The organism is Paenibacillus sp. IHBB 10380, from assembly GCF_000949425.1.
GTDB lineage: Bacteria > Bacillota > Bacilli > Paenibacillales > Paenibacillaceae > Paenibacillus_AQ.
The window spans coordinates 533091-557968 of sequence record NZ_CP010976.1; the positions used below are offsets into that span (position 1 = coordinate 533091).

The 24878-nt window shown below is 42.0% G+C and carries 25 protein-coding genes and 2 other annotated features; all 25 genes read left to right on the forward strand.

The window, feature by feature from the left end; genetic code table 11:
- Window positions 1-2: 2 nt before the first annotated feature.
- The 25 genes from hemB (at window position 3) to obgE (ending at window position 24871) form a co-directional block, all read left to right on the forward strand.
- On the forward strand, window positions 3-1004 hold the full coding sequence (gene hemB, locus UB51_RS02210; protein ID WP_044875883.1) for a porphobilinogen synthase: 1002 nt from the start codon (window positions 3-5) through the stop codon (window positions 1002-1004).
- 30 nt (window positions 1005-1034) lie between these two features.
- Window positions 1035-2336: a glutamate-1-semialdehyde 2,1-aminomutase gene (gene hemL, locus UB51_RS02215; protein WP_044875884.1), complete on the forward strand. Its 1302-nt coding sequence runs from the start codon at window positions 1035-1037 to the stop codon at window positions 2334-2336.
- Window positions 2333-3232: an RluA family pseudouridine synthase gene (locus UB51_RS02220; RefSeq protein WP_044875885.1), complete on the forward strand. Its 900-nt coding sequence runs from the start codon at window positions 2333-2335 to the stop codon at window positions 3230-3232. Before hemL ends, UB51_RS02220 begins: the two co-directional genes overlap by 4 nt.
- 128 nt (window positions 3233-3360) lie before the next feature.
- Window positions 3361-4569, forward strand: coding sequence for a LysM peptidoglycan-binding domain-containing protein (locus tag UB51_RS02225; RefSeq protein ID WP_052675733.1), 1209 nt, complete (start codon window positions 3361-3363; stop codon window positions 4567-4569).
- A gap of 121 nt (window positions 4570-4690) precedes the next feature.
- Window positions 4691-4955 (forward strand) — a binding site (T-box leader).
- Window positions 4956-5015: 60 nt separating this feature from the next.
- Window positions 5016-7682, forward strand: coding sequence for a valine--tRNA ligase (locus UB51_RS02230; protein ID WP_044875887.1), 2667 nt, complete (start codon window positions 5016-5018; stop codon window positions 7680-7682).
- 36 nt (window positions 7683-7718) lie between these two features.
- Window positions 7719-9095 carry a bifunctional folylpolyglutamate synthase/dihydrofolate synthase gene (locus UB51_RS02235; protein ID WP_044875888.1) on the forward strand — a complete coding sequence of 459 codons (1377 nt, stop codon included), beginning with the start codon at window positions 7719-7721 and terminating at the stop codon, window positions 9093-9095.
- A 7-nt stretch (window positions 9096-9102) separates the two neighbouring features.
- Window positions 9103-10467: a UDP-N-acetylmuramate--L-alanine ligase gene (murC, locus tag UB51_RS02240; RefSeq protein WP_044875889.1), complete on the forward strand. Its 1365-nt coding sequence runs from the start codon at window positions 9103-9105 to the stop codon at window positions 10465-10467.
- Between the two features lie 136 nt (window positions 10468-10603).
- The gene (locus UB51_RS02245; RefSeq protein WP_052675734.1) at window positions 10604-11794 is read left to right on the forward strand and encodes an SPOR domain-containing protein; all 1191 of its coding nucleotides are present in this window, start codon (window positions 10604-10606) and stop codon (window positions 11792-11794) included.
- A 165-nt stretch (window positions 11795-11959) separates the two neighbouring features.
- Entirely contained in the window at window positions 11960-12202 is a 243-nt protein-coding gene (locus UB51_RS02250; RefSeq protein ID WP_044875890.1) for a DUF4321 domain-containing protein, read from the forward strand.
- Window positions 12203-12225: 23 nt separating this feature from the next.
- Window positions 12226-12828, forward strand: a complete 603-nt coding sequence (locus UB51_RS02255) for a Maf family protein (RefSeq protein ID WP_044875891.1) — start codon at window positions 12226-12228, stop codon at window positions 12826-12828.
- A gap of 60 nt (window positions 12829-12888) precedes the next feature.
- Entirely contained in the window at window positions 12889-13563 is a 675-nt protein-coding gene (gene radC / locus UB51_RS02260) for a RadC family protein (protein ID WP_199924978.1), read from the forward strand.
- Between the two features lie 37 nt (window positions 13564-13600).
- The gene (locus UB51_RS02265; protein WP_044875893.1) at window positions 13601-14623 is read left to right on the forward strand and encodes a rod shape-determining protein; all 1023 of its coding nucleotides are present in this window, start codon (window positions 13601-13603) and stop codon (window positions 14621-14623) included.
- Between the two features lie 77 nt (window positions 14624-14700).
- The gene (mreC, locus tag UB51_RS02270) at window positions 14701-15558 is read left to right on the forward strand and encodes a rod shape-determining protein MreC (RefSeq protein WP_044879845.1); all 858 of its coding nucleotides are present in this window, start codon (window positions 14701-14703) and stop codon (window positions 15556-15558) included.
- A complete protein-coding gene (gene mreD / locus UB51_RS02275) occupies window positions 15558-16088 on the forward strand; it encodes a rod shape-determining protein MreD (protein WP_044875894.1) in 531 nt (176 codons plus the stop codon). Before mreC ends, mreD begins: the two co-directional genes overlap by 1 nt.
- 82 nt (window positions 16089-16170) lie before the next feature.
- Complete coding sequence (locus tag UB51_RS02280) at window positions 16171-16833, forward strand: septum site-determining protein MinC (protein ID WP_044875895.1); 663 nt, start codon at window positions 16171-16173, stop codon at window positions 16831-16833.
- A 3-nt stretch (window positions 16834-16836) separates the two neighbouring features.
- Complete coding sequence (gene minD, locus UB51_RS02285; RefSeq protein WP_044875896.1) at window positions 16837-17628, forward strand: septum site-determining protein MinD; 792 nt, start codon at window positions 16837-16839, stop codon at window positions 17626-17628.
- A 148-nt stretch (window positions 17629-17776) separates the two neighbouring features.
- On the forward strand, window positions 17777-18292 hold the full coding sequence (locus UB51_RS02290) for a DUF2179 domain-containing protein (RefSeq protein ID WP_044875897.1): 516 nt from the start codon (window positions 17777-17779) through the stop codon (window positions 18290-18292).
- Window positions 18293-18456: 164 nt separating this feature from the next.
- Window positions 18457-19314, forward strand: a complete 858-nt coding sequence (locus UB51_RS02295) for a M23 family metallopeptidase (protein WP_044875898.1) — start codon at window positions 18457-18459, stop codon at window positions 19312-19314.
- Window positions 19307-20167: a M50 family metallopeptidase gene (locus tag UB51_RS02300; RefSeq protein ID WP_044875899.1), complete on the forward strand. Its 861-nt coding sequence runs from the start codon at window positions 19307-19309 to the stop codon at window positions 20165-20167. The genes UB51_RS02295 and UB51_RS02300 overlap by 8 nt, the downstream gene beginning before the upstream one ends.
- Before the next feature lie 84 nt (window positions 20168-20251).
- Window positions 20252-21502, forward strand: coding sequence for an Rne/Rng family ribonuclease (locus UB51_RS02305; RefSeq protein WP_044875900.1), 1251 nt, complete (start codon window positions 20252-20254; stop codon window positions 21500-21502).
- A 58-nt stretch (window positions 21503-21560) separates the two neighbouring features.
- Window positions 21561-21647, forward strand: a sequence feature (ribosomal protein L21 leader region).
- Window positions 21648-21661: 14 nt separating this feature from the next.
- Window positions 21662-21973: a 50S ribosomal protein L21 gene (gene rplU / locus UB51_RS02310; protein WP_044875901.1), complete on the forward strand. Its 312-nt coding sequence runs from the start codon at window positions 21662-21664 to the stop codon at window positions 21971-21973.
- A 14-nt stretch (window positions 21974-21987) separates the two neighbouring features.
- On the forward strand, window positions 21988-22320 hold the full coding sequence (locus UB51_RS02315; RefSeq protein ID WP_044875902.1) for a ribosomal-processing cysteine protease Prp: 333 nt from the start codon (window positions 21988-21990) through the stop codon (window positions 22318-22320).
- Between the two features lie 17 nt (window positions 22321-22337).
- Complete coding sequence (gene rpmA / locus UB51_RS02320) at window positions 22338-22649, forward strand: 50S ribosomal protein L27 (protein WP_044875903.1); 312 nt, start codon at window positions 22338-22340, stop codon at window positions 22647-22649.
- A 157-nt stretch (window positions 22650-22806) separates the two neighbouring features.
- A complete protein-coding gene (locus tag UB51_RS26775; protein ID WP_044875904.1) occupies window positions 22807-23547 on the forward strand; it encodes a Spo0B domain-containing protein in 741 nt (246 codons plus the stop codon).
- A gap of 13 nt (window positions 23548-23560) precedes the next feature.
- Window positions 23561-24871: a GTPase ObgE gene (obgE, locus tag UB51_RS02330; RefSeq protein WP_044875905.1), complete on the forward strand. Its 1311-nt coding sequence runs from the start codon at window positions 23561-23563 to the stop codon at window positions 24869-24871.
- The last annotated feature ends 7 nt before the right edge of the window (window positions 24872-24878 follow it).

The window sequence follows — 24878 nt, forward strand, 5'->3', positions numbered from 1 at the left end:
ATATGAGTTTTCCCATTATGCGTCACCGTCGTTTACGTCAATCCGTTGGCATACGTAATATGGTTCGCGAAACGGTTCTGAATGTGCAAGATTTAGTACAACCTATCTTTGTGACTTATGGAACAAATGTTAGAAATGAAATTTCCTCGATGCCTGGGGTATATCATTTCTCGTTGGATACTTTAAAGACTGAAGTTGACGAAATTGCAGCTTTAGGGATTCCAGCAGTGCTGTTATTCGGTATACCGGAAACAAAAGATAGTATCGGTTCTTCTGCGTTTGCTGAAGATGGTATTGTGCAAGAAGCAACAAGATTAATTAAATCATGGTACCCAGAGCTATTAGTGATTGCAGATACTTGCCTATGTGAATTTACGGACCACGGACACTGTGGGATGGTTCATACATTTGAACATGAAGGTCACATTCATGGAGATGTGCTGAATGATGAGTCCCTTACTTTACTTGTGCAGACGGCTGTATCTCAAGCAAGAGCAGGGGCAGATATTATTGCACCTTCTAACATGATGGATGGATTCGTACAAGCCATACGTAGTGGGTTGGATGAAGCGGGATTTCTAAATGTTCCCATTATGTCTTATTCGGTTAAATATGCTTCTGCGTTCTATGGTCCGTTTCGTGAAGCCGCAGACTCAGCTCCTCAATTTGGAGATCGCAAAACCTATCAAATGGACCCTGCGAATGTCAGAGAAGCGCTTAGAGAAGCGGAATCAGACGTACTTGAAGGTGCCGATATGTTAATGGTTAAGCCTGCGCTCGCTTATTTAGATGTCATGCGTATGATCAAAGATCAATTCGATCTGCCATTAGTTGCTTATAATGTTAGTGGTGAGTACTCCATGGTTAAGGCTGCGGCGCTACAGGGGTGGATTAACGAGAAAGCGATTGTGCAAGAAATGTTGACAGGAATGAAGCGTGCAGGAGCAGATATCATCATCACATATTTTGCTAAAGATTCAGCTCGCTGGTTACTTGAACGATAAATTTACTTAGAGATGATAGGAGTGTTGAGAATGAGCAATGGTTCTGGTATTCGTAAGGAAGAGGCTTCGCGAACAGCTTTTGAAGAAGCTAAACAATATATTCCAGGTGGAGTGAATAGCCCCGTACGTGCGTTTAAAAGTGTTGGGTTAACGCCCATCTATGTTGAGCGCGGTGAAGGCTCAACCATTTATGATATAGACGGAAATAGTTTCATAGATTACGTCTGCTCTTGGGGGCCCTTAATTATGGGACATGCTCATCCTGAGGTTATCTCAGCGATTCGTGAGACAGCCTTGAATGGCACAAGTTTCGGTGCACCTACCTTAATTGAGACGGAAATGGCGAAGCTAGTCTGTGAACGTGTTCCGTCCATTGATATTGTTAGAATGGTCAGTTCAGGTACTGAAGCGACAATGAGCGCGATCCGTTTATCACGTGGTTATACGGGAAGAAGTAAAATTTTGAAATTTGAAGGTTCTTATCATGGACATGCAGATAGTCTTCTTATCAAAGCAGGATCCGGCGTTGCAACGCTTGGATTGCCAGACAGTCCTGGTGTACCTGAAGGTGTGGCAACGAACACGATCACTGTTCCTTATAACGATCTAGAATCTGTTAAGGTGGCATTTGAACGCTTTGGAGAAGAGCTAGCTTGCGTTATCGTTGAACCTATAGCCGGAAATATGGGGGTTGTACCTCCTTTACCTGGGTTTTTACAAGGGTTACGTGATATCACTAGTCAGTACGGTTCCTTATTAATCTTTGATGAAGTGATGACGGGATTCCGTGTCGATATGAACTGTGCACAGGGACTGTTCGGAATTACGCCAGATTTGACTTGCCTTGGTAAGGTTATTGGCGGAGGTCTACCTGTAGGGGCTTATGGTGGCAAAAGAGAGATCATGGAGCAAATATCGCCAACGGGACCTATTTATCAAGCCGGGACACTTAGTGGTAATCCTTTGGCTATGATTGCAGGATATACGACGCTTAAGTTGCTTACACCAGAAGTGTATGAGCAATTAGAAGTGCGTGCTGCGCGCTTGCAGGCCGGATTAGAGAGCAATGCTCAGAAGATAGGAGTCCCGATCACCATTAACCGTGTAGGTTCGATGGTATGTCCATTCTTTACAGATAGCGACGTTATTAACTTCGATATAGCTAAGAATTGCAATACGGATCACTTCCGTCGTTATTTTGCCGCTATGGTCCAAAATGGTGTTAGTGTAGCGCCTTCTCAGTTCGAAGGAATGTTTGTGTCAGCTGCTCATAGTGTTGAGGATATTGATATGACGATTGCGGCCAATTATAAGGCTCTCGAAAGCCTTTGAGTCATCTAGCGAATGCGAACCGGCGAGGGGAATGGCTGGAGTTGATTCCAGGTAAAGCCATCTCAAGTGCAGAGAACGCTGACACGGCTGTATTGGAGTGGTTACTTCATACAGCAGAGATGCCTGAGAAGCTGCTAAATCGTCTTAAACATGAGAAGAAGATTCAATGGAAAGGCGACAGGATACAAATACATCTTTTTTCACCTCAGCTTCTAGGAGTTGAACCTGTTTGGCAGGACCTTGGGGTTCTGTATGAGGATGATTTTTGCTTAGTTGTACACAAGCCGGCAGGGATGTCTATTCACCCCGATGGTCGTGTAGGGTTGGTCACGCTTGATCATGTTGTGGCCGCACATTATCAGGCTACGGGTCAAGAAGTGACAGTAAAGCATATTCATCGATTGGATCAGGATACAACAGGTCCTGTGCTTTATGCTAAGAATGAATGGGCTCAATTAAAGCTGGATGAGAATATGCGAGATAAGAGAATCGACCGTAAATATGTTGCTTTCGTACAAGGAAACGTTAAACAGAATTTATCTTTGATAGATCTTGCCATTGGTAAAGATAGACATCATGCACAGCGTCGTCGTATTTCGCCCACAGGGCAGTCAGCGATTACACATGTTCAGCTAGAGGAACTATTCAAGGAAGCAAGTCTTGTTCGTCTTAGACTGGAGACAGGAAGAACGCATCAAATTCGTGTCCACTTAAGTCATGTGGGGCATCCGCTCATTGGGGATGTATTGTATGGTGGCAATACTACTTTAATGACAAGACAGTCGCTACATGGTGAAAGGTTAGCTTTTACCCATCCATTAACCAAAGAATATATCGAGATTGAGGATCCGTGGCCTGAAGATATGCGCAAATTACACAATCTTTTAAGAGCGTAAAAGGATAACGTTAAAAGAGTCATGCTCTCCTTTTTATAGCATATAAATAAAATGAGTTAACAATATTGGGCTCATGCCGTGAGTAGACTCATGGTTATAAGAATATGCCAAAAAGGAGGACGTTAACTGTGTTTGACCAGTCCTACGGTTTGCGCTTTGATATTTATGAACGTATACAACTATCGGACAATGTTGCAGGAATTGCAGAACTAGAGGAGATTGAATTACTTCCGCATATTCAGGTGATCAGTCAAGAAGACCAAGCTACGCTAAGGGGTCATTTACTTCTGAACGGTTTGTATAGGGGAGAAGGTGAAGAGGACGTGACTCAACGTTTGGAACACTTTATTCCTGTTGAAATTACTGTTCCTTTGAGCCGCGTTACTTCGATTGATGAAATCGCTGTAGAGATTGAGAATTTTGACATCGATCTTCTATCTACGCGGAGTCTTAACATTACAGGTGTTCTTTCATTACGCGGGATTGAGGCTCCACCTAATGATCGAGCAGCATGGGATGCCGAGGAGTTTACGGTTGTGCACGCTCCAGATTGGTCTGTAGAACAGGATGCAACTGCTCAATCTGCCTCACAAAACAACACCCTCTTAGAGCAGTCAGAAGAACTGAAATATGCTGATGAGGTAAAAGAGAGCGCGGTCTCTGTTCCTGAGCACTGGGCAAATGAGGACGTACCTGACACATCCGTATTACATACGGAGAATCAATTCATTGATGCTGATAGGTCTAAGCAAGTATCTAATGTGTGGCATTTCGAACCCGAAGATGAGACGGAATTGATATATCCTGAAATCGACATGAATTTAGTGGATGCAGAAGTGAGTGGAGAGAACCTTTATGGTGGCATATCCGTACATTCACTAGAGAACGATAACTCAGAAGAAAGTGATCATTCTTTTGCAAGCACGCCAGGAATCGCATCTACTGAGTCAAATGATGAGAAATCGGAGGTGCGGATCGCTGTAGGGAGTAAGCAACAGCTCACAGCGGAAGCGAAAGAGAACTTTGGGTTGTCGTCTATTCTGTCATCTAGTCGTTCTATGAGAGACTTAGAGCAGCAAGCTCAGGAAGTGCAACAATTAGCAGAAGAGATTGAACTGGATAAAGCGGCGGTTGAGGATGTCCAATGGAAAAGCCTTTTCTTGGGAAGCTCAGCAGAGAAAAGCCCATTTAGTAAGGTTCGGTTATGTATCGTACAAAAGGAAGAGACGATTGATATGATTGCAGATCGATATCAGATGAGCTCACGTGAGCTACTTCTGTACAACCGCTTGTCAGAGCAGACGATTGAAGAGGGGCAAGTACTTTATATTCCATGATTGTTGGATTGGCCTCTTATTTGGCGAAGAACCCCGTACATTATTGATGTACGGGGTTCTTCGTAATATTGAGAAGTTGACTAAGAACATCTAGCAAGTTATTATGGAGTAGAGTATTTAATAAGAAACTGTGAACGGGAAGAGTAGTTAGAATGCCCATCAGAGAGCGGAATTGCAGCGCTGAGAGATTCCGTTGGATGCAGACTAGTGAAAGTCACCCTGGAGTTGCCTATTTGAGCCTACGTGCATTTATGTGCATATTGATAGGGTAGAATAAGCCGGTTGCAGCCGTTATCTGTATGAGTGTCGCGTTTGATTAGGGAGAGTTTGCCTGATATTCGCGAAACAAAGGTGGTACCGCGAAAGAGTAACCTTTCGTCCTTTGAGGACGAAAGGTTTTTTTGTGTTTTGGATATGATGATTATATGTAATGGAGGTAAATAATAATGACTGATAATGAATCGAAGATGACTGCTGAGATGCCGACTACGTACGATCCTAAGGCAGCCGAGCAGAAATGGTACAAATACTGGATAGATAATAACTTCTTCCAAGCTGGACAACGTCCAGATGCGGAGAGCTATACGATTGTTATTCCACCACCAAATGTGACGGGAATGCTTCATATTGGTCACGCCTTAGACTTTACATTGCAGGACATTCTTGTCCGCACCAAGAGAATGCAAGGATATGACACACTATGGTTACCAGGTACGGATCATGCGGGGATTGCTACTCAGACCAAAGTAGAGCAAAAACTGCGTGAGCAGGGTATATCTCGTTATGATTTAGGCCGTGAAAAGTTTCTGGAACAAGTATGGGAATGGAAAGATCAGTATGCAAATACGATCCATGAACAATGGGCTAAGATGGGATTATCTTTAGACTATTCTAAAGAACGTTTCACCCTAGATAAAGGGTCATCTAAAGCAGTACGTGAAGTATTCGTTAAACTGTATAATAAAGGGTTGATTTACCGTGGTAAATATATTATTAACTGGGACCCTGTTGCTAGAACAGCGCTATCTGACATTGAAGTAGAATACAAAGAAGTACAAGGGCATCTCTACCACTTAACCTATCCACTCAAAGATGGAAGTGGCCACATCACTGTAGCTACTACACGCCCAGAGACGATGTTAGGAGACACTGCTGTTGCTGTCCATCCTGAGGATGAGCGTTACAGTCATCTGATCGGTCAGATGCTTGTGTTGCCCATTGTAGGCCGTGAAATTCCTATTATTGCAGATGAATATGTTGAGAAAGATTTCGGTAGCGGTGCTGTGAAGATAACCCCTGCACATGATCCGAATGATTTCGAAGTAGGACTTCGCCACAATTTACCTCAAATTACCGTTATGGATGAGAGCGGTAAGATGAATCAACAGGCTGGTCCATATCAAGGTCTAGATCGTACAGAATGTAGGAAACAGATTGTTAAAGATTTGCAAGAATCAGGCGTTCTTAATGAAATTGAGGACCATGTTCACCAAGTAGGACACAGTGAGCGTTCAGGAGCTGTAGTAGAGCCTTATTTGTCTACGCAATGGTTCGTTAAGATGAAACCACTGGCTGAGAAGGCTATTGAAGCTCAGAAATCAGGGAACGGCGTTAATTTCGTTCCAGATCGATTTGATAAGGTATATTTGCAATGGATTGAGAACATACGCGATTGGTGTATTTCAAGACAACTATGGTGGGGTCATCGTATTCCAGCTTGGTATTGTGAGTCATGTGGCGAGCTACATGTTGCTCATGAGGATGTATCGGTCTGTTCCAAATGTGGAAGTACTGAACTACAACAAGACAATGATGTGCTTGATACGTGGTTCAGCTCGGGATTGTGGCCTTTCTCTACATTAGGCTGGCCGGATACAACAGAAGACTTGAAGCGGTACTATCCAATCGATGTACTCGTAACGGGTTATGATATCATTTACTTCTGGGTAGCTCGGATGATATTTACAGCTCTGGAGTTCACTGGAGAAATTCCGTTTAAAGATGTGCTTATGCATGGACTTGTAAGGGACGCTGATGGACGTAAGATGTCCAAGTCACTCGGAAACGGAGTAGATCCGCTAGATGTGATCGATCAATATGGCGCTGACGCTATGCGCTACATGATTTCAACCAGTAGTACACCAGGGCAAGATTTACGTTTCCGCTTGGAGAAGGTTGAACAAGCTCGGAATTTTGCTAACAAAATATGGAACGCTTCTCGCTTCGCTCTCATGAACTTAGAAGGATTCACATATGATGATATTGATATCACGGGTGACTTAAAGACGGCAGATCGCTTCATATTGCATCGTTTGAACGAAACTTCGCGCGATATTACGCGTCTAATAGATGCTTACGAGTTTGGTGAGACAGGTCGATTGCTCTATAATTTCATTTGGGATGATCTTTGCGACTGGTATATTGAATTCGCCAAGCTCTCTTTATATGGAGAAGACGAAGTATCCAAGAAGAAAACCCAATCTGTTCTTAGCTTTGTATTAGATCGGACACTACGTCTGATTCATCCATTCATGCCGTTTATCTCCGAGGAAATATGGCAGCACCTTCCGCATTCAGGTGATACGATCACTTTGGCTGAGTGGCCTAAGTACGATGCATCCTTTGAGAATGATTTAGCGATTACCGAAATGAATACGCTGATGGATATCATTCGGACAGTTCGTAATGTACGAGCAGAAGTAAATGTACCTATGAGTAAAAAGGTAGAGCTGATCATTAAAGCAGGAGATACCAACGTACTCAACATTATTAGCCGGAATGAAGAATATGTGCAGCGTTTCTGTAACACATCGAGCTTTCAAGTAGGTGTAGATATTCCAGCACCAGATAAAGCGATGTCTGCTGTCGTAACAGGAGTTGAGATATATTTACCACTAGCAGGCTTGATTAATATCGATGAAGAAATTGTACGACTTGAGAAAGAAGTACAATTGTTGGATAGTGAAGTTGATCGTGTGGAGAAAAAACTGAGTAATCAGGGATTCGTGTCCAAAGCACCTGCTAAGGTGATTGAGGAAGAACGTGCCAAACAAGCGGATTATTCGGATAAACGTAGTAAAGTGTTAGCAAGAATTGAAGAATTAAAAGGCTAATGAAACATTAATTTATGGATCTGAAGGTGAGAATGCATGGGGGATCATCTTGGAGCTGAACTTCAGACTCCTTTGACAACATATAAAGAAGCGGTCGATTGGATTAATGGCTTAATTCCTTTTGGAATCAAGCCAGGATTGTCACGAATGGAAATGATGATGGACCTATTAGGTCATCCTGAACGTAGACTCAAATTTATACATGTTGCTGGAACCAATGGGAAAGGCTCAACATGTGCTTTTTTGACCTCTGCACTTTTACAAGCAGGGTATTCCGTGGGGACATTCACATCCCCATACATCACGAAGTTTACCAATCGTTTTCAGTACAATGGTGAAGATATTCCTGAAGAAACCTTGTTAGAGCTTGCAAATCGACTTCATCCAATAGTAGACAGACTTTCAAATACACCTGAGGGTTCGCCCACGTTTTTTGAAATATCTACAGCACTCGCTGTGCTTTATTATGCAGAGATATGTGTGCCCGATGTGGTCGTATGGGAGACGGGTCTTGGGGGAAGGCTGGATGTTACGAACATAGTGAATCCGGTAGTTTCTGTCATTACGAATGTGGGAATGGATCATACAGATATTCTCGGAGACACACTAACGCAGATTGCTTCTGAAAAGGCAGGGATTATTAAACCAGGTGTGCCGGTTGTTAGTTGTGCTGAGCAACCTGAGGTGATAGAAGTGCTGAGAGAAACAGCTGCTAGAAATAAGTCGACGTTATATCTTGCGGGCGAGCAATTTAAGGTTGAGCGTACTGACTATGAGGGAGGATTACAATCCTTTCAGTTTGACGGACCCTTTCGCGAACTCAAGATCGAAATCTCCATGAAGGGTGAGCATCAGGTCGCTAATGCTGCGGGGGCTATGATGGTGCTTGAGTTGCTACGTCAATATAGTGCCTATGTCATGGATGATGAAGATATACTCAAAGGTTTCAGAGATACATTCTGGGCAGGGCGTCTAGAAGAGCTTGGAAGTTCCCCAAGAATTGTTGTAGATGGTGCACACAATCCTGAAGGGGCAATGACTCTGGCGAAGAGTCTTCCGCAACATTATAAATATCGATCATTAAATTTGATGATGGGGATGCTTTCTAATAAGCATCATGAATCATACATGAAGCATATACTACCTATAGTGGATACCTTGATTCTAACTGAACCTAATTTCCGTAAAAAAATGGATGTACATTTATTATTGGATATTGTGGAACGGCTTAAGCTTGATTACGCTAAACCGAACTTGCAAATTATAGTTGAACCAGATTGGAAACAGGCATTAGAAATATTGAAGTTACGGACGGAAGAGGAGGATCTTGGGGTGATATCCGGTACACTGTACTTAATTGCCGACGTGCGGGGATCTCTCTTAAATCAATCCGATTCTGAAAAAGGTTGGTGAATAACTGTTGAATACTTCAGAACATGTTCATTTTATCGGTATTGGTGGCTACGGGATGAGCGCCATTGCACGAGTCATGTTAGAGATGGGTTGTACAGTCACGGGTTCTGACGTGGCTTCACAAGAATTAACAGAGAAATTGGCTGCCAAAGGAGCCAAAGTATATATTGGGCATAAAGCAGAGCAAGTACATGGTGCTGATCTGGTTGTATATTCAACTGCATTGTCTAAAGATAATGTAGAAATAGTGGAGGCAGAGAACCTTAGCATTCCAGTCTTGCATCGTTCTCAAATGCTTGCCAGACTACTAAATGAACGTAAAGGTGTCGCCGTTGCAGGAGCGCATGGAAAAACAACAACCTCTTCTATGATAGCGCTCGTAATGGAGAAGTGTGGTGTTGACCCGACCTACATTATTGGCGGGGAAATTATGAACATGGGTACAAACGCCAAGGCGGGTCAAGGAGAACATGTGGTAGCTGAAGCAGATGAGAGCGATGGTTCTTTCCTTCAATATCACCCATGGCTTGGTGTTGTAACGAACATTGAAGCAGATCACTTGGAGAATTATAACAGTGACTTTGAGCAGCTCAAAGGGGCATACGTCCAATTTTTGAATCAAATTAGGAAGGAAGGAACAGCTGTTCTATGTGGTGATGATCACATTATTCAGTCGATTCTTCCAAGTCTGGATTGCAACATAACGACGTATGGTATCAAGTCAGAAGCTGACTATATGGCGAGCGACATTGTTCTTGGAGACCGTTGTGCTTCTTTTACTATGAGTTATTCAGAGAATGTGCTGGGTAGGGTAGAATTATCCGTACCGGGTCTTTATAATATTTACAATGCTATGGCTGCTGTAGTTGTCTGTTTAAAGGCAGGAATTCCTTTCGCTTCTATTGTGGAAGCTATTTCTGAATTTCATGGAGCGAAGCGGCGTTTTCAAGTATTAGGTGAACAGAACGGTATTCTCATTATTGATGATTATGCGCATCACCCAACAGAAATCGAGGCCACGATTAGTGCTGCTAAGGCTACAGGTAAGCGAATTATAGCTGTATTTCAGCCTCAACGATATAGTCGAACTTTTTTCTTGCTTGATGCTTTCAGCCGGGCTTTTAGTGAAGCGGATGAAGTCATTATTACAGATATCTACTCACCAGCTGGTGAATTGCAAATCGAAGGTATACATTCAGCTAAATTAGTTGAGCTCATTGTACAGAATAGTAACGCAGGCGCTAGATACCTTCCTACTAAGGAAGAAGTACTAGAAGATCTGAAGAAACGGGTAACATCTGGAGACTTGGTCCTAACGATGGGAGCAGGCGATATCTGGAAAGTTGGCGCTGAGCTGGCTAAAGATATGTAATAATAAGTACAAAAAGGCAAGTCAAGGTTAACACCCTTGACTTGCCTTTTTGAATTTATAACAGTGAGTGAACATATCTTCTTGTAATCTATCATATATCTAATACTAGAAGATGAGACAAGGTGAGGTGTTCACGGTGAATAAAGCAAAAATGACATTTCGGTTTGATGAAGGAAAACGACTACCAGATCTTTATGAGGATAGGGAGTTAGAGCTGATACAGGGAAAGGAACAATTCTCAAATGAAGCTCCTAAGAAGCATACATCTTCCCATATCACAGTATTACCTGAATCGATGGAAGGTTGGGGAGATCCATTTAGTAAAAGGGATAATTGGGAAGAGATGTTGACGCACGGTAACCTTGAGCAACTAAATGATTCTAAAGAGGAAAAGTCGGATACCTTATACGAATCAAATTCTTTATATGAATCTAATTTTCAGCCGAGCGAGGTAGAGAAAGAAAGTTCCAATAAGGAGTATTACGGAATACATCGACCTCGCCGTCCTACTTCTTTATGGAAGGTATTTGGTACAGTAACGGCTGCAGTTGTGACAGGAGGTTTATTTGGATTTGTGGTGCTCTCATTTTTTGATATGGGAAATATAATGGAACAGGATGCACGGCCGGTGTCAACACAACAATCTGAAATCATCAGTAGTCCTGATCAAGCTGGAGAAGCAGAACAGATGATGGTGGTTAAGGCGGATGTCGAACCTCAGACTTACTATATGCTTCAGTATGGTGTCTTTAGTAGTGTTGACAGGGTAGAGCAGGCTAAGAAAGAACTACTGGGAATAGGACTTGCGGCAGGGAATGATCCAGATCAAGAGAATCGTGTCTATGCAGGGGTATCTCTTGATCGGGAGCAGGCCAAATTGTTAAGTAATCAATTGAAAACACAAGGTGTGGAGCTATATGTAAGAGAGATTCAATTACCTTCAGCTACTGAGCTTGCCTTCAGTGGAGACTCAGAAAGTGTAAGTCGATATTACAGTGTCAGTAGTGCATTGATTTCCTCATTAAGTCATATTTCTGCTACACGTCTTGGAATTGAACGGCCCACTGCCTTAAGTAGTGACGAGACGAATGAATTAACGAAATTACATCAGCAATGGATAGAGTCTATGAAAACTTTGCAAAGTGGAATTACACCAGAGGGTAACGTCATAGGTAAACAGATGGAACAATCCATGAACAGCGCACTATCATCGGTGACAGAGTATAATAAAAATTCATCTAAAGGGCATTTGTGGGAAATTCAATCCAATATGATGCAATACATTATGGGTCAGAAGCAATTGATAGATATGATAAAAACAAGTTAGAAAGAGATATAGAAAGGATATTTATTGCATTTCACTTGAAAATATATAGTGTTCAATCCGTTAGGGAATATGGAAATACTTCCCCCTATCGGATTTTTGTTTGTATTGAAGTTGAATTAACCGTATAATAATGTGAGTGTCAAAAAATGGCGAGGGAAGAGAAGAATGAAGAAAAACATAGGTTTACTATTATTGTTTCTTCTGCTTGGCTGGCTAGTAGGGGCATGGATTGCCAAAGCGCTTGAACCTGTCCAAAGTCTTTCTTTTCTTACTGCATCTACCATGATTAAATGGTCACCTCAAGCAAATTTAGACATTATTAGCTATGATTTTACCATCCAAATGAAACTCAGCCTGCTTAGTTTGATCGGCATCATTGTCTCCGTGTGGCTGTATCGCAGACTGTAACTAGGACAAAAAGGAGAACTCCATTGATATCACAACAATCACGTCGAATTATTCTAGCTTCAACATCACCGCGTAGGCAGGAGATTATTGCTTCCCTACGCATCCCATATGAAATACAGCCTAGTTATGTGAATGAAGATACTCCTGTAGACTGGACTCCTCGGCAAATCGTTGAGGGATTAGCTTTACGCAAAGCGGAAACGGTGTATAATAAGTTCTCACCCTATAAGGAACCTTGCATTATAGTAGGGAGCGATACGATTGTGCTATTGGACAATCAGGTCATGGGTAAACCTAGTGATGATAACGAAGCATATGAGATGTTGTTATTACTTCAGGGTCGAACTCATGAGGTATACTCCGGTGTAGCATGTATTGATGCAATGACTGGAAGAACAGTGGTGAATCACCGAGTAACCTCAGTGACAATGAAATCTTTGTCTACAGAGACCATTCAATCCTATGTAAACAGCGGGGAACCATCGGACAAGGCCGGTGCTTATGCCATTCAAGGTCTTGGTGCAACGCTGATCGATAGAATAGATGGCTGTTATTTCAATGTAGTGGGATTGTCGGTATCTCTTCTCTCAGATATGTTATCGGAATTAGGGCTAGACGTATTATAATTCAGCTTTGTGTTGTATGAGATCAATGGAAAAGAGGGAAAAGAAGTGGAGTCGCAATCTATGTTACTACGCGACATCCCCCATGAAGAACGACCTAGAGAGCGCATGATGCATTATGGGGTAGATGCGTTAAGCCATGCTGAATTGCTGGCTATATTGCTTCGGACCGGATCTTATCAAGAATCTGCTATTCACTTGGCTCAGCGTATATTGAATCAGGTGGGCAGTATTAGGAATCTAGTAGACCTCAGCATCGAAGAATTAACACAGATCAAAGGAATTGGAAATGCAAAGGCTGTCCAGATAAAGGCAGCTATTGAATTGGGACAGAGACTGGTCAAAGCACGTATGACCGATCCAGTGACCATTCGTAGTCCTCGTGATGCAGCAGATGTACTGAGAGAGCAATTGAGGTATTTGCAAAAGGAACATTTTATTTGTTTGTTTCTAAATACAAAAAATCACATCATTGCCCAAGAAACGCTTTCTATTGGGAGTCTAAATGCCTCCATTGTGCATCCACGTGAGGTGTTTCGGGCTGCTATCAAATGTAGCAGTGCATCCATTGTATGTGCACACAACCATCCGAGTGGAGATCCTACACCAAGTCCTGAAGATATTGCTCTGACTTCCAGATTAGTGGAGGCAGGAAATATTGTGGGGATTGACGTTTTGGATCATATTATTATTGGTGATGGGGAATATGTGAGTTTGAAGGAAAAGGGCATGATGTAATATAAAGTTAGAACGATGAGGAAAGGGAGATTACAACATGTTTGGTAGCTTCACGAAAGATTTAGGAATTGACTTGGGGACAGCGAATACACTCGTTTACGTCCGTGGTAAAGGCATTGTTGTGAGAGAACCCTCTGTGGTGGCTATTAGAATAGATACGAAGAGTATTGAGGCTGTAGGTGAATCAGCTAAAAAAATGATTGGGCGTACACCTGGTAACATTCAGGCTATCAGACCGATGAAAGATGGCGTTATTGCTGATTTCGATATTACAGCAACGATGATTAAATATTTTATCAAACAAGCTCAGAAGCAACGTTCGTTATTTCAACGTCATCCTAATGTTATGGTATGTGTACCTTCAGGTATTACAGCTGTGGAACAACGTGCTGTAGAGGATGCTACGAAACAGGCAGGAGCACGTGAAGCCTATATTATCGAAGAGCCATTCGCAGCAGCTATTGGCGCAGATCTTCCGGTATGGGAACCCACAGGAAGTATGGTGGTTGATATCGGTGGAGGAACGACTGAAGTAGCCGTGATCTCACTTGGAGGTATCGTAACAAGTCGTTCTGTTCGAGTAGCAGGCGATGAGATGGACGTGTCTATCATCCAGTACATTAAACGTCAGTATAATTTGATGATCGGGGAACGTACTTCTGAGCAACTGAAAATGGAAGTAGGTTCTGCGCTACCGCTAGAGCAAGTAGAGACGATGGAAATTCGCGGTCGTGATCTTGTGTCAGGTTTACCTAAGACGATTACAATTACTTCGGATGAAATCAGTGAAGCACTTGGAGATACAGTAAATGCCATTATTGAGGCTGTTAAAGTAACGCTTGAGAAATGCCCTCCTGAACTTGCGGCAGATATTATGGACCGAGGTATTGTATTAACAGGTGGCGGTGCACTCTTACGTAATTTGGATAAATTGTTAGCTGAAGAAACAGGAATGCCAGTTATTGTAGCGGAGAACCCATTGGATTGTGTAGCGATTGGTACGGGTAAGGCGCTGGAGAACATTCATTTGTTTAAGCCATCTGCTAGATCAAGACGGTAGAATGAATGTATGTATGTGTCAACCCCTAATATGGGAGAGAAATCAGTAATGTTAGAGGGTGCTGAAACTTGTTTAAGATGCTTGGAAACAAGAGATTGTTTGTCATATTAATTAGTCTAGTAATGTTTATTGCCTTAATGGGATTCACCATTGGACCTAGAGTATCGTTGACTTGGCCCGAGAAGTTTGTCAGGGATACGGTAGGATTCGTACAAAATATCTTTTATAAGCCCGCTGGCTATATAGCGGGCTTGTTTGAAGATGTTGGTAATATGAGAGATATTTACACGGAAAATGAGAAGCTAAAAATAGCGCTAGCACAGTATGCACGTGAGAAAACGCACTTCAACATTTTGGAAACAGAGAATGAACAACTTAAAGAGGATCTTAAATTCACTACTGCACAGAGTACCAAAAATAATTATGAATGGAATATTGCACAAGTTATAAGTGTGAATTCTGATCCTAATAACCGATCTTTAGTGATTGATATTGGTTCTCGTGAGGGTGTGAAACCCAATATGTTTGTTACTTCTGTAGAGGGTCTTGTCGGTGTAATTAGTCAGGTGAGTAACTTTTCTTCAACGGTTAAGCTAATCACAACTATGGATGCGAATGATCCTAACTCCAATTCTATTTCTGTTACAGCACTTGATAATAAGAACAAAACTTTTGGAATTATTGAGAGCTACAATGAGGAAACGAAGAAGTTATTAATGACAAGTATCAAAGCCGATGACCCATTGAAAAAAGGAGATACCATTGTGTCATCAGGAAGTGGCGGTCTTTTTCCGAAGGGGATTGTGGTTGGAACTGTCGATAGCGTTCAAGTAGGTGCGATGGGATTGTTGAGAACAGCAACGATTACTCCATCTGCAAGCTTCGTGGACTGGAAGCAATTATTTGTGGTGTTTACACCAGAGGTTGAAGAGTAGTGATGATGCGTAGACCGATTCTTATCCTTTTGTTATTTGTCCTGTTCATCTTAGAAGGTGCTGTTGTTCCTTGGCTTGTACCTGATTCTTGGCAAACTAGAATTGTGCCTAATTTCGTCTATATCGTCATTTTATTTGTTACTGTATATAACCATCGGCATACAGCATTGGTTCTAGGGCTGTCCTTTGGAATGTTGCACGACATCGTTTATTACGGCCAAATTATGGGTACATATTCTTTTGCTATGGGTTTTTCTGCGTACTTAATGGGATTCATATTTCAAGCTCCGCGGGCTCCTATGCCGATTATGATGACTGTTATTGTTCTGGGAAGTTTGGTTTTAGATAGTACTTTGTATGGTATTTATACTATATTTCAGTTGAGTCACATGACGTACGATTGGGCTTTAGTAAATCATATACTCCCCAATTTATTTCTTCATTTTGTATTTGGATTAGTCATCTATGTTCCTCTACGGTCACAGTTGGAAAAGGTATATAAACGCAGCAGCAATGAGAAGACAGCTTAGACCAATTTCGACATTTTAGAGGTCAAAGCAGGAACTTGGGACTCCATGCACGAAATGAAAGAAGTATGGGAGGGACAGGCCTATGACTGTAAAATCCAATCACGTTACGATTAAGGGCATCAAAGATGGCCTGGTTTTCTTACTTAATGATGAGTGTGAATTCGAGAAAGTGTTGATTGAGCTTCGTTATAAGTTAGAGCATAGCCACCAAAATATTTTGACGGGCCCCATTATTCACGTGGATGTGAAGCTTGGGTTACGGCAAATAACGGAAGATCAAAGACAGAGTATATTAGATATTCTGAAGCAAAAAGGTAATCTACTGGTACGCTCCGTTGAATCAGCGGAATTACTCCCCCCTCAAAAAAGTGAGAGTGGTATCACTGTTATGAGTGGTATGGTGCGCTCAGGACAAATTTTACATCATGATGGCCAACTTCTTTTTCTAGGGGATGTAAATCCGGGTGGTACAATAACTTGTACAGGAGATATTTATATTTTGGGTGCTCTGCGTGGTATGGCACATGCGGGTATAGAAGGTAACAATGAGTCCATTATTGCAGCATCTCATTTCGCACCAACACAGCTCAGAATTTCCGAAATCATTAGCCGCCCGCCTGATGAGTGGGAGACCAGAGAGACGAGTATGGAATTTGCGTACTTGCAGGATGGTATGATGCAGATTGACAAGATGAATAATATTATTCGGTTAAGGCGGGATTTTAACATGTTTAAGGGGGTGTAGCACATGGGAGAGGCAATCGTCATCACTTCAGGTAAAGGTGGTGTTGGCAAAACAACGACTTCAGCTAATATTGGAACAGCACTTGCGCTGCTTGGCAAAAAGGTCTGTTTGGTGGATACCGATATTGGATTGCGTAATTTGGATGTTGTCATGGGATTGGAGAATCGCATTATATATGATTTATGTGATGTTGCCGAAGGAAGATGTCGCCTGAATCAAGCGCTTGTGAAAGATAAGCGATTCGACGAATTATATATGCTGCCTGCAGCGCAGACTAAAGACAAGAATTCCATTTCCCCAGAACAGGTTAGGGATATTATTCTTGAATTGAAGAAAGAGTATGAATATGTCATTATTGACTGCCCAGCAGGGATCGAGCAAGGTTTCAAGAATGCCATTGCAGGAGCCGATAAAGCCATCGTAGTTACGACACCTGAGAATGCGGCTGTAAGAGACGCTGATCGAATTATTGGATTGCTCGAAAGCTCTAATATAGAGTCGCCGAAGCTAGTTGTGAATCGAATACGTCCTAATATGGTGAAATCAGGAGACATGTTAGATATTGAGGATATTCTTCAAGTGCTAAATATTGATCTCATTGGAATTGTTCCTGATGATGAATATGTCATTAAAGCAGCTAATAATGGAGAACCGACGGTCATGAATCCAGACTCAAAAGCTGCTATTGCTTACCGTAACATTGCGCGGCGTATACTGGGAGATACGGTACCTTTGATGCAGTTAGACAATAAAAAGGGTGCATTCAAACGATTTAAGAAGTTATTTGGAATGTGATAATACAAGCTATATGATGTTAAACCAGTGCCTACGCACTGGTCTTTCTTTATTTCTACGAGAAACGGTTACCGTCTCCTTAAAGATGGCGAAGCCGTTTCTTCTTGTGGATAGCTTAAGCATTTGAACACCTAAGGAGTTGACTTACATGCTAACCACATTAGCGACCATATTAATTATACAAATTATTTATGTGTCTTTTTTTACTTTACGTATGATATTCACATTAAAGGGCCAACGATATCTAGCAGCTGCTCTTAGTACTGTTGAAATTACTGTATATGTTCTTGGATTAAATATGGTACTGAAGTATGTGAACCAACCATTGAGTCTTGCTGTGTATGCCATAGGTTATGGACTTGGTGTACTTACAGGTTCATGGCTTGAGGGGAAAATTGCTCTTGGTTATATTACGATGAAAGTCATTCTGAATGATCCAGAGAGCAATATGGCTAACCGTCTTCGTGACTTAGGCTATGGTGTAACTGCGTGGGTAGGAAGTGGTAGAGACGGTCATAGGTTGGTGTTCGAGGTGTTAGCTAAACGTAAAAATCAAAAGAAACTATATCGTTCAATTCTAGAGATGGACCCTAAGGCGTTTATAGTTATTACTGAACCTATTCAATTACATGGTGGGTTCTGGGCCAAAGGTTCTAAAAGATAAATTTGTAAACCTTAAATCTTCACTCATATACAAGCGATAAGAATACGCCTCCTAGCTGCGTGTTCTTATCGCTTGTTATGTTTATAGGGAATAGCTTGTTCTAAATAACCGGATAACCTACATAAAATGAGAGTAAAATGAGCCTCCAAAGAGGGAGTGACGAGATGATAAAAAATTCATCGATGAAGCAACGCAGACAGGAACGCATACAAGAACTTCTCGATGTTAGCCCACAATTCATGAAACTGCCAGTCTCACCTGCTCCTACAGCTAGACTGCATGATCATCAAGATCAGTTGCCACCAACCTATCCTGAACAGCCTGAATATCTAGAAAGGGACCCTGAAACATTATGGAAAAAGGAACGTGGACGATGGGGAGAGTTAGAAGGAGGGCGTAATAAACATTCATTTGTGTCAGGCTTTGTTTGGCGTTTGATGGTTAGTACTCTGTTGTTCGGAATGATTTGGGGCGTATTTCGTATTCAACAGTCGTGGACATTGCCCATTCGACATTATGTTAGCCAATCATTGAATCGAGAAATGAATTTTCAGGCAATGGAAGCTTGGTATGTGGCTCATTTTGGTGAGGCGCCCTCATTCATACCCATTTTTAATAGTCAAGATGAAGAGCCTCAGAAAATGAACGCGTCACTTTCATTCATACGGCCTATTGAAGGGAATGTTATTCAATCTTATGCGCTAAGTTTAAAAGGAATAGAAATTGCTCCATCAGGAGATTCAAATATGGCGCTTCAGGTTAAAAGCGTAGCAATGGGTCATGTACTTGAGGTATCAGACGATTCCTTAACGGGGAAGACCGTTACTATTCGGCATGGTGGAGGGATGGTGGCAATTTACGGCCATTTATCCAACACGGAGCTCCAAGTAAACGACTGGTTACAGGCAGGAGATATTGTGGGACAGTTGACCAATACTCCAACTGGGTTGTCTAACCTATATTTTGCGATGAAGCAGGACAATACGTATATTGATCCAGCGGAAGTGATTCATTTTGATTAATATTAGGGGGATAACATGTTCCTTACATCCTTTTTTTGTGATCGTGATGCTAACCTCCGTATTGACGGGTCACTTCATAGAATTAATTACGTTGTTTGCGATCGTATTGATACATGAAATGGGACATATGAGTGCAGCTATGATATTTGGTATTCGTGTACGTTCAGTTCAACTGTTACCTTTTGGTGGAGTCGTTACGATTGAAGATGGGGGAAAGATGACGGTCTGGAAGGAAATTGGTATTGCTCTAGCAGGCCCATTACAGAACGGAATCATGATTGCTATCGCAATGGCCTTCAAGGAGATAGGTTCAGGAGATGAAGCATTTCTATCTTATGTGATTCATGGTAACGCAGTTATTGCTTTATTTAATTTATTGCCTATTCTTCCACTTGATGGGGGTAAAATTACGCAAGCCTTTGTTAGTCGTTATATGGCCTACCACTCCACATTACTGTGGTCATCTAGAATTAGCATTGTTGCAAGCAGTTTTGTCATTCTGTATTCTTTGTTGCCGTTGGTTCAAGGTGAAAAATCTATTCAACTCAATCTCCTAATGATAGGCACGTTTTTATTCTATTCCAATTTCGTAGACTATAAAAATTTGCCCTACCGTTTTATGAGGTTTTTAATGAATCGCGAACCATTATATATAAAATATTCTATTAATGGAAATTATGGGCATCCAATTATCGCTGATTCAGCGAAACATTTAGGTAGTATTCTACGTCTATTTAAAAGAGATAAGTATCATTTGATCTATGTTATGAATAAAAAAGGTATAATTGAAGGTGTATTGCCAGAGCAAAGTATTATTTCAGCTTATTTTGCCCAAGACCGTCGTCTACCCTGACGTTTAACATGGAATAGAATAATATTAATATTTGAGATCTCATATCGAATATGAGATTTCTTCTAGCAGAGGTGAATCCATGAAATGAAACAGATGATTGTTCACTGTGAACCGAAGTTCACACAGATGGCTCTCATGGAGGAAGGGAAGCTTGTGGAGTTCGCAGCTGAGCGTAGCCAAAGCCAGAGTCAAAGTCTGGTAGGCAGTTTTTACAAAGGCCGTGTCGTCAATGTACTACCGGGGATGCAGGCAGCTTTTGTTGATATCGGCCATAAGAAGAATGCCTTTCTGTATGTTGATGACGTGTTACACCCCCATCTTGAGAAGCAGCCGAAGGATAAACCTTCGATAGAAGAATTACTGAAAATTGGACAAGAGGTTGTTGTTCAAGTGATGAAAGAGCCATTACGAGGTAAAGGCCCTCGTGTAACGACTCATTATTCTCTTCCAGGACGTTGGATTGTCTATATGCCCATTGCGGATTATGTAGCCGTATCCAAAAAAATTCAAAGAGAAAGTGAACGGACTCGTCTCAAAATGTTAAGTGAACAAATGAGAGTGAGTGGTGAAGGGATTATTATAAGAACCGTTTCTCAGGACGAAAATCCGGATGCCATTCATGGTGATCTGGATTTCTTACGCTCACAATGGAAATTGATACAAGAGCGTGCAGAGGTATCATCAGCACCTTGTTTGCTACATAAAGACCTTAGTATTGTTCAGCGTCTTATTCGTGATGTGTTGGATCCGTTTCAGGATGAACTTATCATTAATAGCGAGCGAGAAGCACGAGATGCGGAAACCTTCTTAGAGGAAATTGCAGGTGTTGGATATAATCCTGTGAGGGTATACCGCGACTCTGAATGGATATTTAATGCTTATGGTGTGCAAGAACAATTGGAAAAAGATATTGCCCGTAAGGTCACACTTTCAAGTGGCGGAAGTATTGTGTGGGACCATACGGAGGCTTTGACCGTAGTTGATGTTAATACTGGCAAATACACGGGTGGAGACAGTCTAGAGGATACAGTAACGTTAACGAATCTACAGGCAGCTGAGGAAATTGCTAGATTGATTAGATTACGTGATGTAGGCGGTATTATAGTGATCGATTTCATTGATATGGAGCAAGAAGAGAATCGTCAGAGTGTAGTTGAAGTTCTTGAAGCGGGGATGAAGGATGATCGAACCAAGAGTCAGGTTGTTGGTTGGACAAAGTTAGGCTTGCTTGAGCTCACACGTAAAAAGGTTAGGGATGATACAGCCATGATGTTCTATTGCCCATGTGATACTTGTGGTGGAACAGGTAGGATAAACCTTTTACATATTTATTGACTCATAGATTTGATTGTGCTATCATCTATTAGTATGTGTTTGGTGAAGATTTCTCCTACACATGCTGTAACCGCTCCGATCGGGTTGTGAAGTGCAGTGTTGTATATAGTGCTGCCACCTTGACTAGGCGAGTCTGAGACATGAAGGAGGTGCAAGAATATGTACGCAATTATTGAAACAGGCGGTAAACAATACAAAGTGCAAGAGGGCGATGTATTGTTCATTGAGAAATTGAGCGTAGAAGACGGAGAAGATATAACTTTCAACCGTGTACTAGCAGTTTCTGGTGACAATGGTTTGGTAGTAGGTACACCATTACTTTCTGGTGCAACTGTAACTGCTAAAGCTGAGAAGCATGGTAAAGGTCATAAGGTTGTTGTATACAAATACAAACCTAAGAAGAACTATCATGTGAAACAAGGTCATCGTCAACCATACACTAAAGTAACAATTGGGAAAATCCAGGCATAAGAAGGTGCGATGAATTGATAATCGTACGTATTTTTAGAAATAGTCACGGAGCTATCCAAAGCTTTAAGGTGAAGGGACATGCTGGTTACGCGAAGGCTGGAGAAGACATTGTGTGTGCTGGAGTATCGGTAGTCACAGTTGGAACGGTTAACTCGATCGAGTCATTAACGGGTATCTTATTGGATGCTACAATGCATGATGGTTTTTTGAGTGGAGTAGTACCTCATATTGAGGATGAGTTCACGTCAAGCAAAGTGCAGCTATTACTGGAGTCAATGGTAGTTATGTTGAATGATGTTGCTGAATCATACGGTGAGTATATTCAAATAGAGGACGTTATTATTTAAAGAAGGAGGTAGAAACCATGTTAAAGTTGAATCTTCAGTTATTCGCTTCGAAAAAGGGTGTAGGTTCCACAAAGAACGGTCGCGACAGTAAGTCGAAACGTCTTGGTGTGAAACGTGCAGACGGTCAAGTGGTTACTGGTGGAAGTATCTTGGTTCGCCAACGCGGAACAAAAATTCATCCAGGAACAAATGTTGGCATCGGTAAAGACGATACTTTGTTTGCTAAAGTGGAAGGCGTTGTGAAATTCGAACGTTGGGGCCGCGATCGCAAGAAAGTGAGCGTCTACCCGGTAGATATCGCTCCTGTAGCGGCAGCAATGGAAGCTTAAATTGCTATCGTAACGGTAGAGTTAGAACAAGAAGCCTCCGGCCAATAAGTGCCGAGGGCTTTTTTTGTAGGTTTTAGGATGATTTGGAGAGAGGGACTGTGGTATACTTGGAATTGGTTAAATCAACCAATTGTATAAAGAAGAACGGGGAGAAGACGTGAAATCCAGGAAAAGTTTATTGGCTTTAGCTGTCATATCCATATGGTTTCCTTTGTTTTTCTTACTGAGGTACGAGTCCCTACTGTGGGGTATTCTGCTAACTCTGTGGGTGGCTGCAGTGCTCTGGATCGGAATGAGATTTATTCAAAGAGATAGTGAAATGAGGCAGCGTGCGGTGATTCGAAGTATTGAAAGGACAGCTATTAAGACTTTGAATCACCACCGACATGACTGGATGAATGATCTACAAATTTTGTATGGTTACATTCAGCTCGGAAAGCATGATAAAACGGTAGGATGTGTGGGTAGAATAAAGGAGAGGATGGAAGTTGAGAGTAAGATTGCAACGCTCGGAATTCCTTCCTTGGTATTTTACTTACAGTCCTTTCGCACAATAGGAAGCAACATTGAGCTTGAGGTTGTTGTTATGAATGACCTTCAACTGGCAGATAGAATGAGACAAGAGGACAGTGAAACTTGGGTCTCTGCTATTATGCAGACCATACGAGCGTATCAATATAGTAACCTTGCACCCTCGGGGGAGAGTCGGAAGCTCATCCTTACTTTGTATGAGGAGCATGGTGAAGTTGTTGCTCATTTTGAAGGTGAAGGATCTCAGGTCGATTCTGAAATGTTGCAGAAACAAATTCATAATGTGGTACAGAGCGATAGAATAACAACGAAGCAGCTTCAATCTTCACAAGCTTCGATTCAACTGCGAGTACCGTGTGATACATGAGGAAGGTGAAGTTATGTTTGTAGACAAAGCAAAGGTGTATGTGAAGGGTGGCGACGGTGGCGACGGTCTTGTTGCTTTCCGACGTGAAAAGTATGTGCCAGAAGGTGGACCAGCTGGAGGTGACGGGGGTAAAGGTGGCGATGTAATCTTTAGAGTAGACGAAGGTCTTCGTACGCTCATGGATTTTCGTTATCAACGTCATTTCAAGGCAAAACCCGGTATAAAAGGTCGCAATAAAAGTCAACATGGTGCCAATGCGGAGCATATGGTTGTTCGCATTCCACCAGGGACTACATTGATAGATGATGATACAGGTGAGGTTATTGCGGATTTAACTCGGCACGGCCAACAAATTGTAATTGCTAAAGGTGGTCGAGGCGGAAGAGGGAATACACGATTCGCTACCATAAGTAATACAGCACCTGAAATTGCTGAGAACGGTGAGGAAGGCCAAGAACGTTATGTCGTATTGGAAATGAAAGTGATGGCTGATGTTGGATTGGTCGGATTCCCTAGTGTAGGTAAATCTACCCTCTTGTCTGTGGTTTCTGGAGCTACTCCTAAAATTGGTGCATACCATTTCACAACCATAACACCTAATCTCGGAGTGGTAGATGTTGGAGATAGTCGTAGCTTCGTTATGGCAGATCTACCAGGACTCATTGAAGGTGCCCATGAGGGAATAGGACTTGGACATGAGTTTTTGCGTCATGTAGAGCGTACAAGAGTTATTATCCATGTTGTGGATATGTCAGGTTCTGAAGGACGAGATCCTTTTGAAGACTGGATCAAGATTAATGAAGAACTTGAACTATATAATCCGGGTCTGATGAAGCGTCCGCAGATTGTAGCAGCTAACAAAATGGACATGCCAGAATCGGAAGAAAATTTGGCGTCGTTCCGTGAGAAGGTACAGAAACTCAGACCGGAAATGATGATTATGCCAATTTCATCAGTCACACGTCAAGGCGTTCAGGAATTGTTGTATCGTGCCACAGATATCCTTGATCAGATTTCCGAGGAGCCTGTGATTGAGGAAGTTTCAGAAGTGACAGAAAGAAAAGTATACAAGTTAGACAAGAAAGAAGAAGATTCATTCACTATTGTTCGTGAGAATGAGGCCTTTATTGTTCATAGCGCCAAGATCGAGCATATGATGAAAAGAATGCAGCTGAATTCCCATGAAGCGATCCTGAAGCTAGCTCGTATTCTCCGTAGTATGGGTGTCGATCACGAGCTTCGTGAACGTGGAGCTGTTGATGGAACGATCGTTCGTATTGCTGATTTCGAGTTCGAATTTGTCGAAGGAAGCAGTTATTATTAAGCGAGAT

What these genes read in the sequence shown, in the direction of transcription:
- obgE (WP_044875905.1), top strand. Translation starts at nt 23,561, where the DNA reads ATGTTTGTAGACAAAGCAAAGGTGTATGTGAAGGGTGGCGACGGTGGC.
- mreC (WP_044879845.1), top strand. Translation starts at nt 14,701, where the DNA reads ATGCTTGGAAACAAGAGATTGTTTGTCATATTAATTAGTCTAGTAATG.
- UB51_RS02280 (WP_044875895.1), top strand. Translation starts at nt 16,171, where the DNA reads ATGACTGTAAAATCCAATCACGTTACGATTAAGGGCATCAAAGATGGC.
- hemL (WP_044875884.1), top strand. Translation starts at nt 1,035, where the DNA reads ATGAGCAATGGTTCTGGTATTCGTAAGGAAGAGGCTTCGCGAACAGCT.
- minD (WP_044875896.1), top strand. Translation starts at nt 16,837, where the DNA reads ATGGGAGAGGCAATCGTCATCACTTCAGGTAAAGGTGGTGTTGGCAAA.
- UB51_RS02250 (WP_044875890.1), top strand. Translation starts at nt 11,960, where the DNA reads ATGAAGAAAAACATAGGTTTACTATTATTGTTTCTTCTGCTTGGCTGG.
- UB51_RS02230 (WP_044875887.1), top strand. Translation starts at nt 5,016, where the DNA reads ATGACTGATAATGAATCGAAGATGACTGCTGAGATGCCGACTACGTAC.
- radC (WP_199924978.1), top strand. Translation starts at nt 12,889, where the DNA reads ATGTTACTACGCGACATCCCCCATGAAGAACGACCTAGAGAGCGCATG.
- UB51_RS02305 (WP_044875900.1), top strand. Translation starts at nt 20,252, where the DNA reads ATGAAACAGATGATTGTTCACTGTGAACCGAAGTTCACACAGATGGCT.
- rpmA (WP_044875903.1), top strand. Translation starts at nt 22,338, where the DNA reads ATGTTAAAGTTGAATCTTCAGTTATTCGCTTCGAAAAAGGGTGTAGGT.
- UB51_RS02295 (WP_044875898.1), top strand. Translation starts at nt 18,457, where the DNA reads ATGATAAAAAATTCATCGATGAAGCAACGCAGACAGGAACGCATACAA.
- rplU (WP_044875901.1), top strand. Translation starts at nt 21,662, where the DNA reads ATGTACGCAATTATTGAAACAGGCGGTAAACAATACAAAGTGCAAGAG.
- UB51_RS02290 (WP_044875897.1), top strand. Translation starts at nt 17,777, where the DNA reads ATGCTAACCACATTAGCGACCATATTAATTATACAAATTATTTATGTG.
- UB51_RS02265 (WP_044875893.1), top strand. Translation starts at nt 13,601, where the DNA reads ATGTTTGGTAGCTTCACGAAAGATTTAGGAATTGACTTGGGGACAGCG.
- UB51_RS02235 (WP_044875888.1), top strand. Translation starts at nt 7,719, where the DNA reads ATGGGGGATCATCTTGGAGCTGAACTTCAGACTCCTTTGACAACATAT.
- hemB (WP_044875883.1), top strand. Translation starts at nt 3, where the DNA reads ATGAGTTTTCCCATTATGCGTCACCGTCGTTTACGTCAATCCGTTGGC.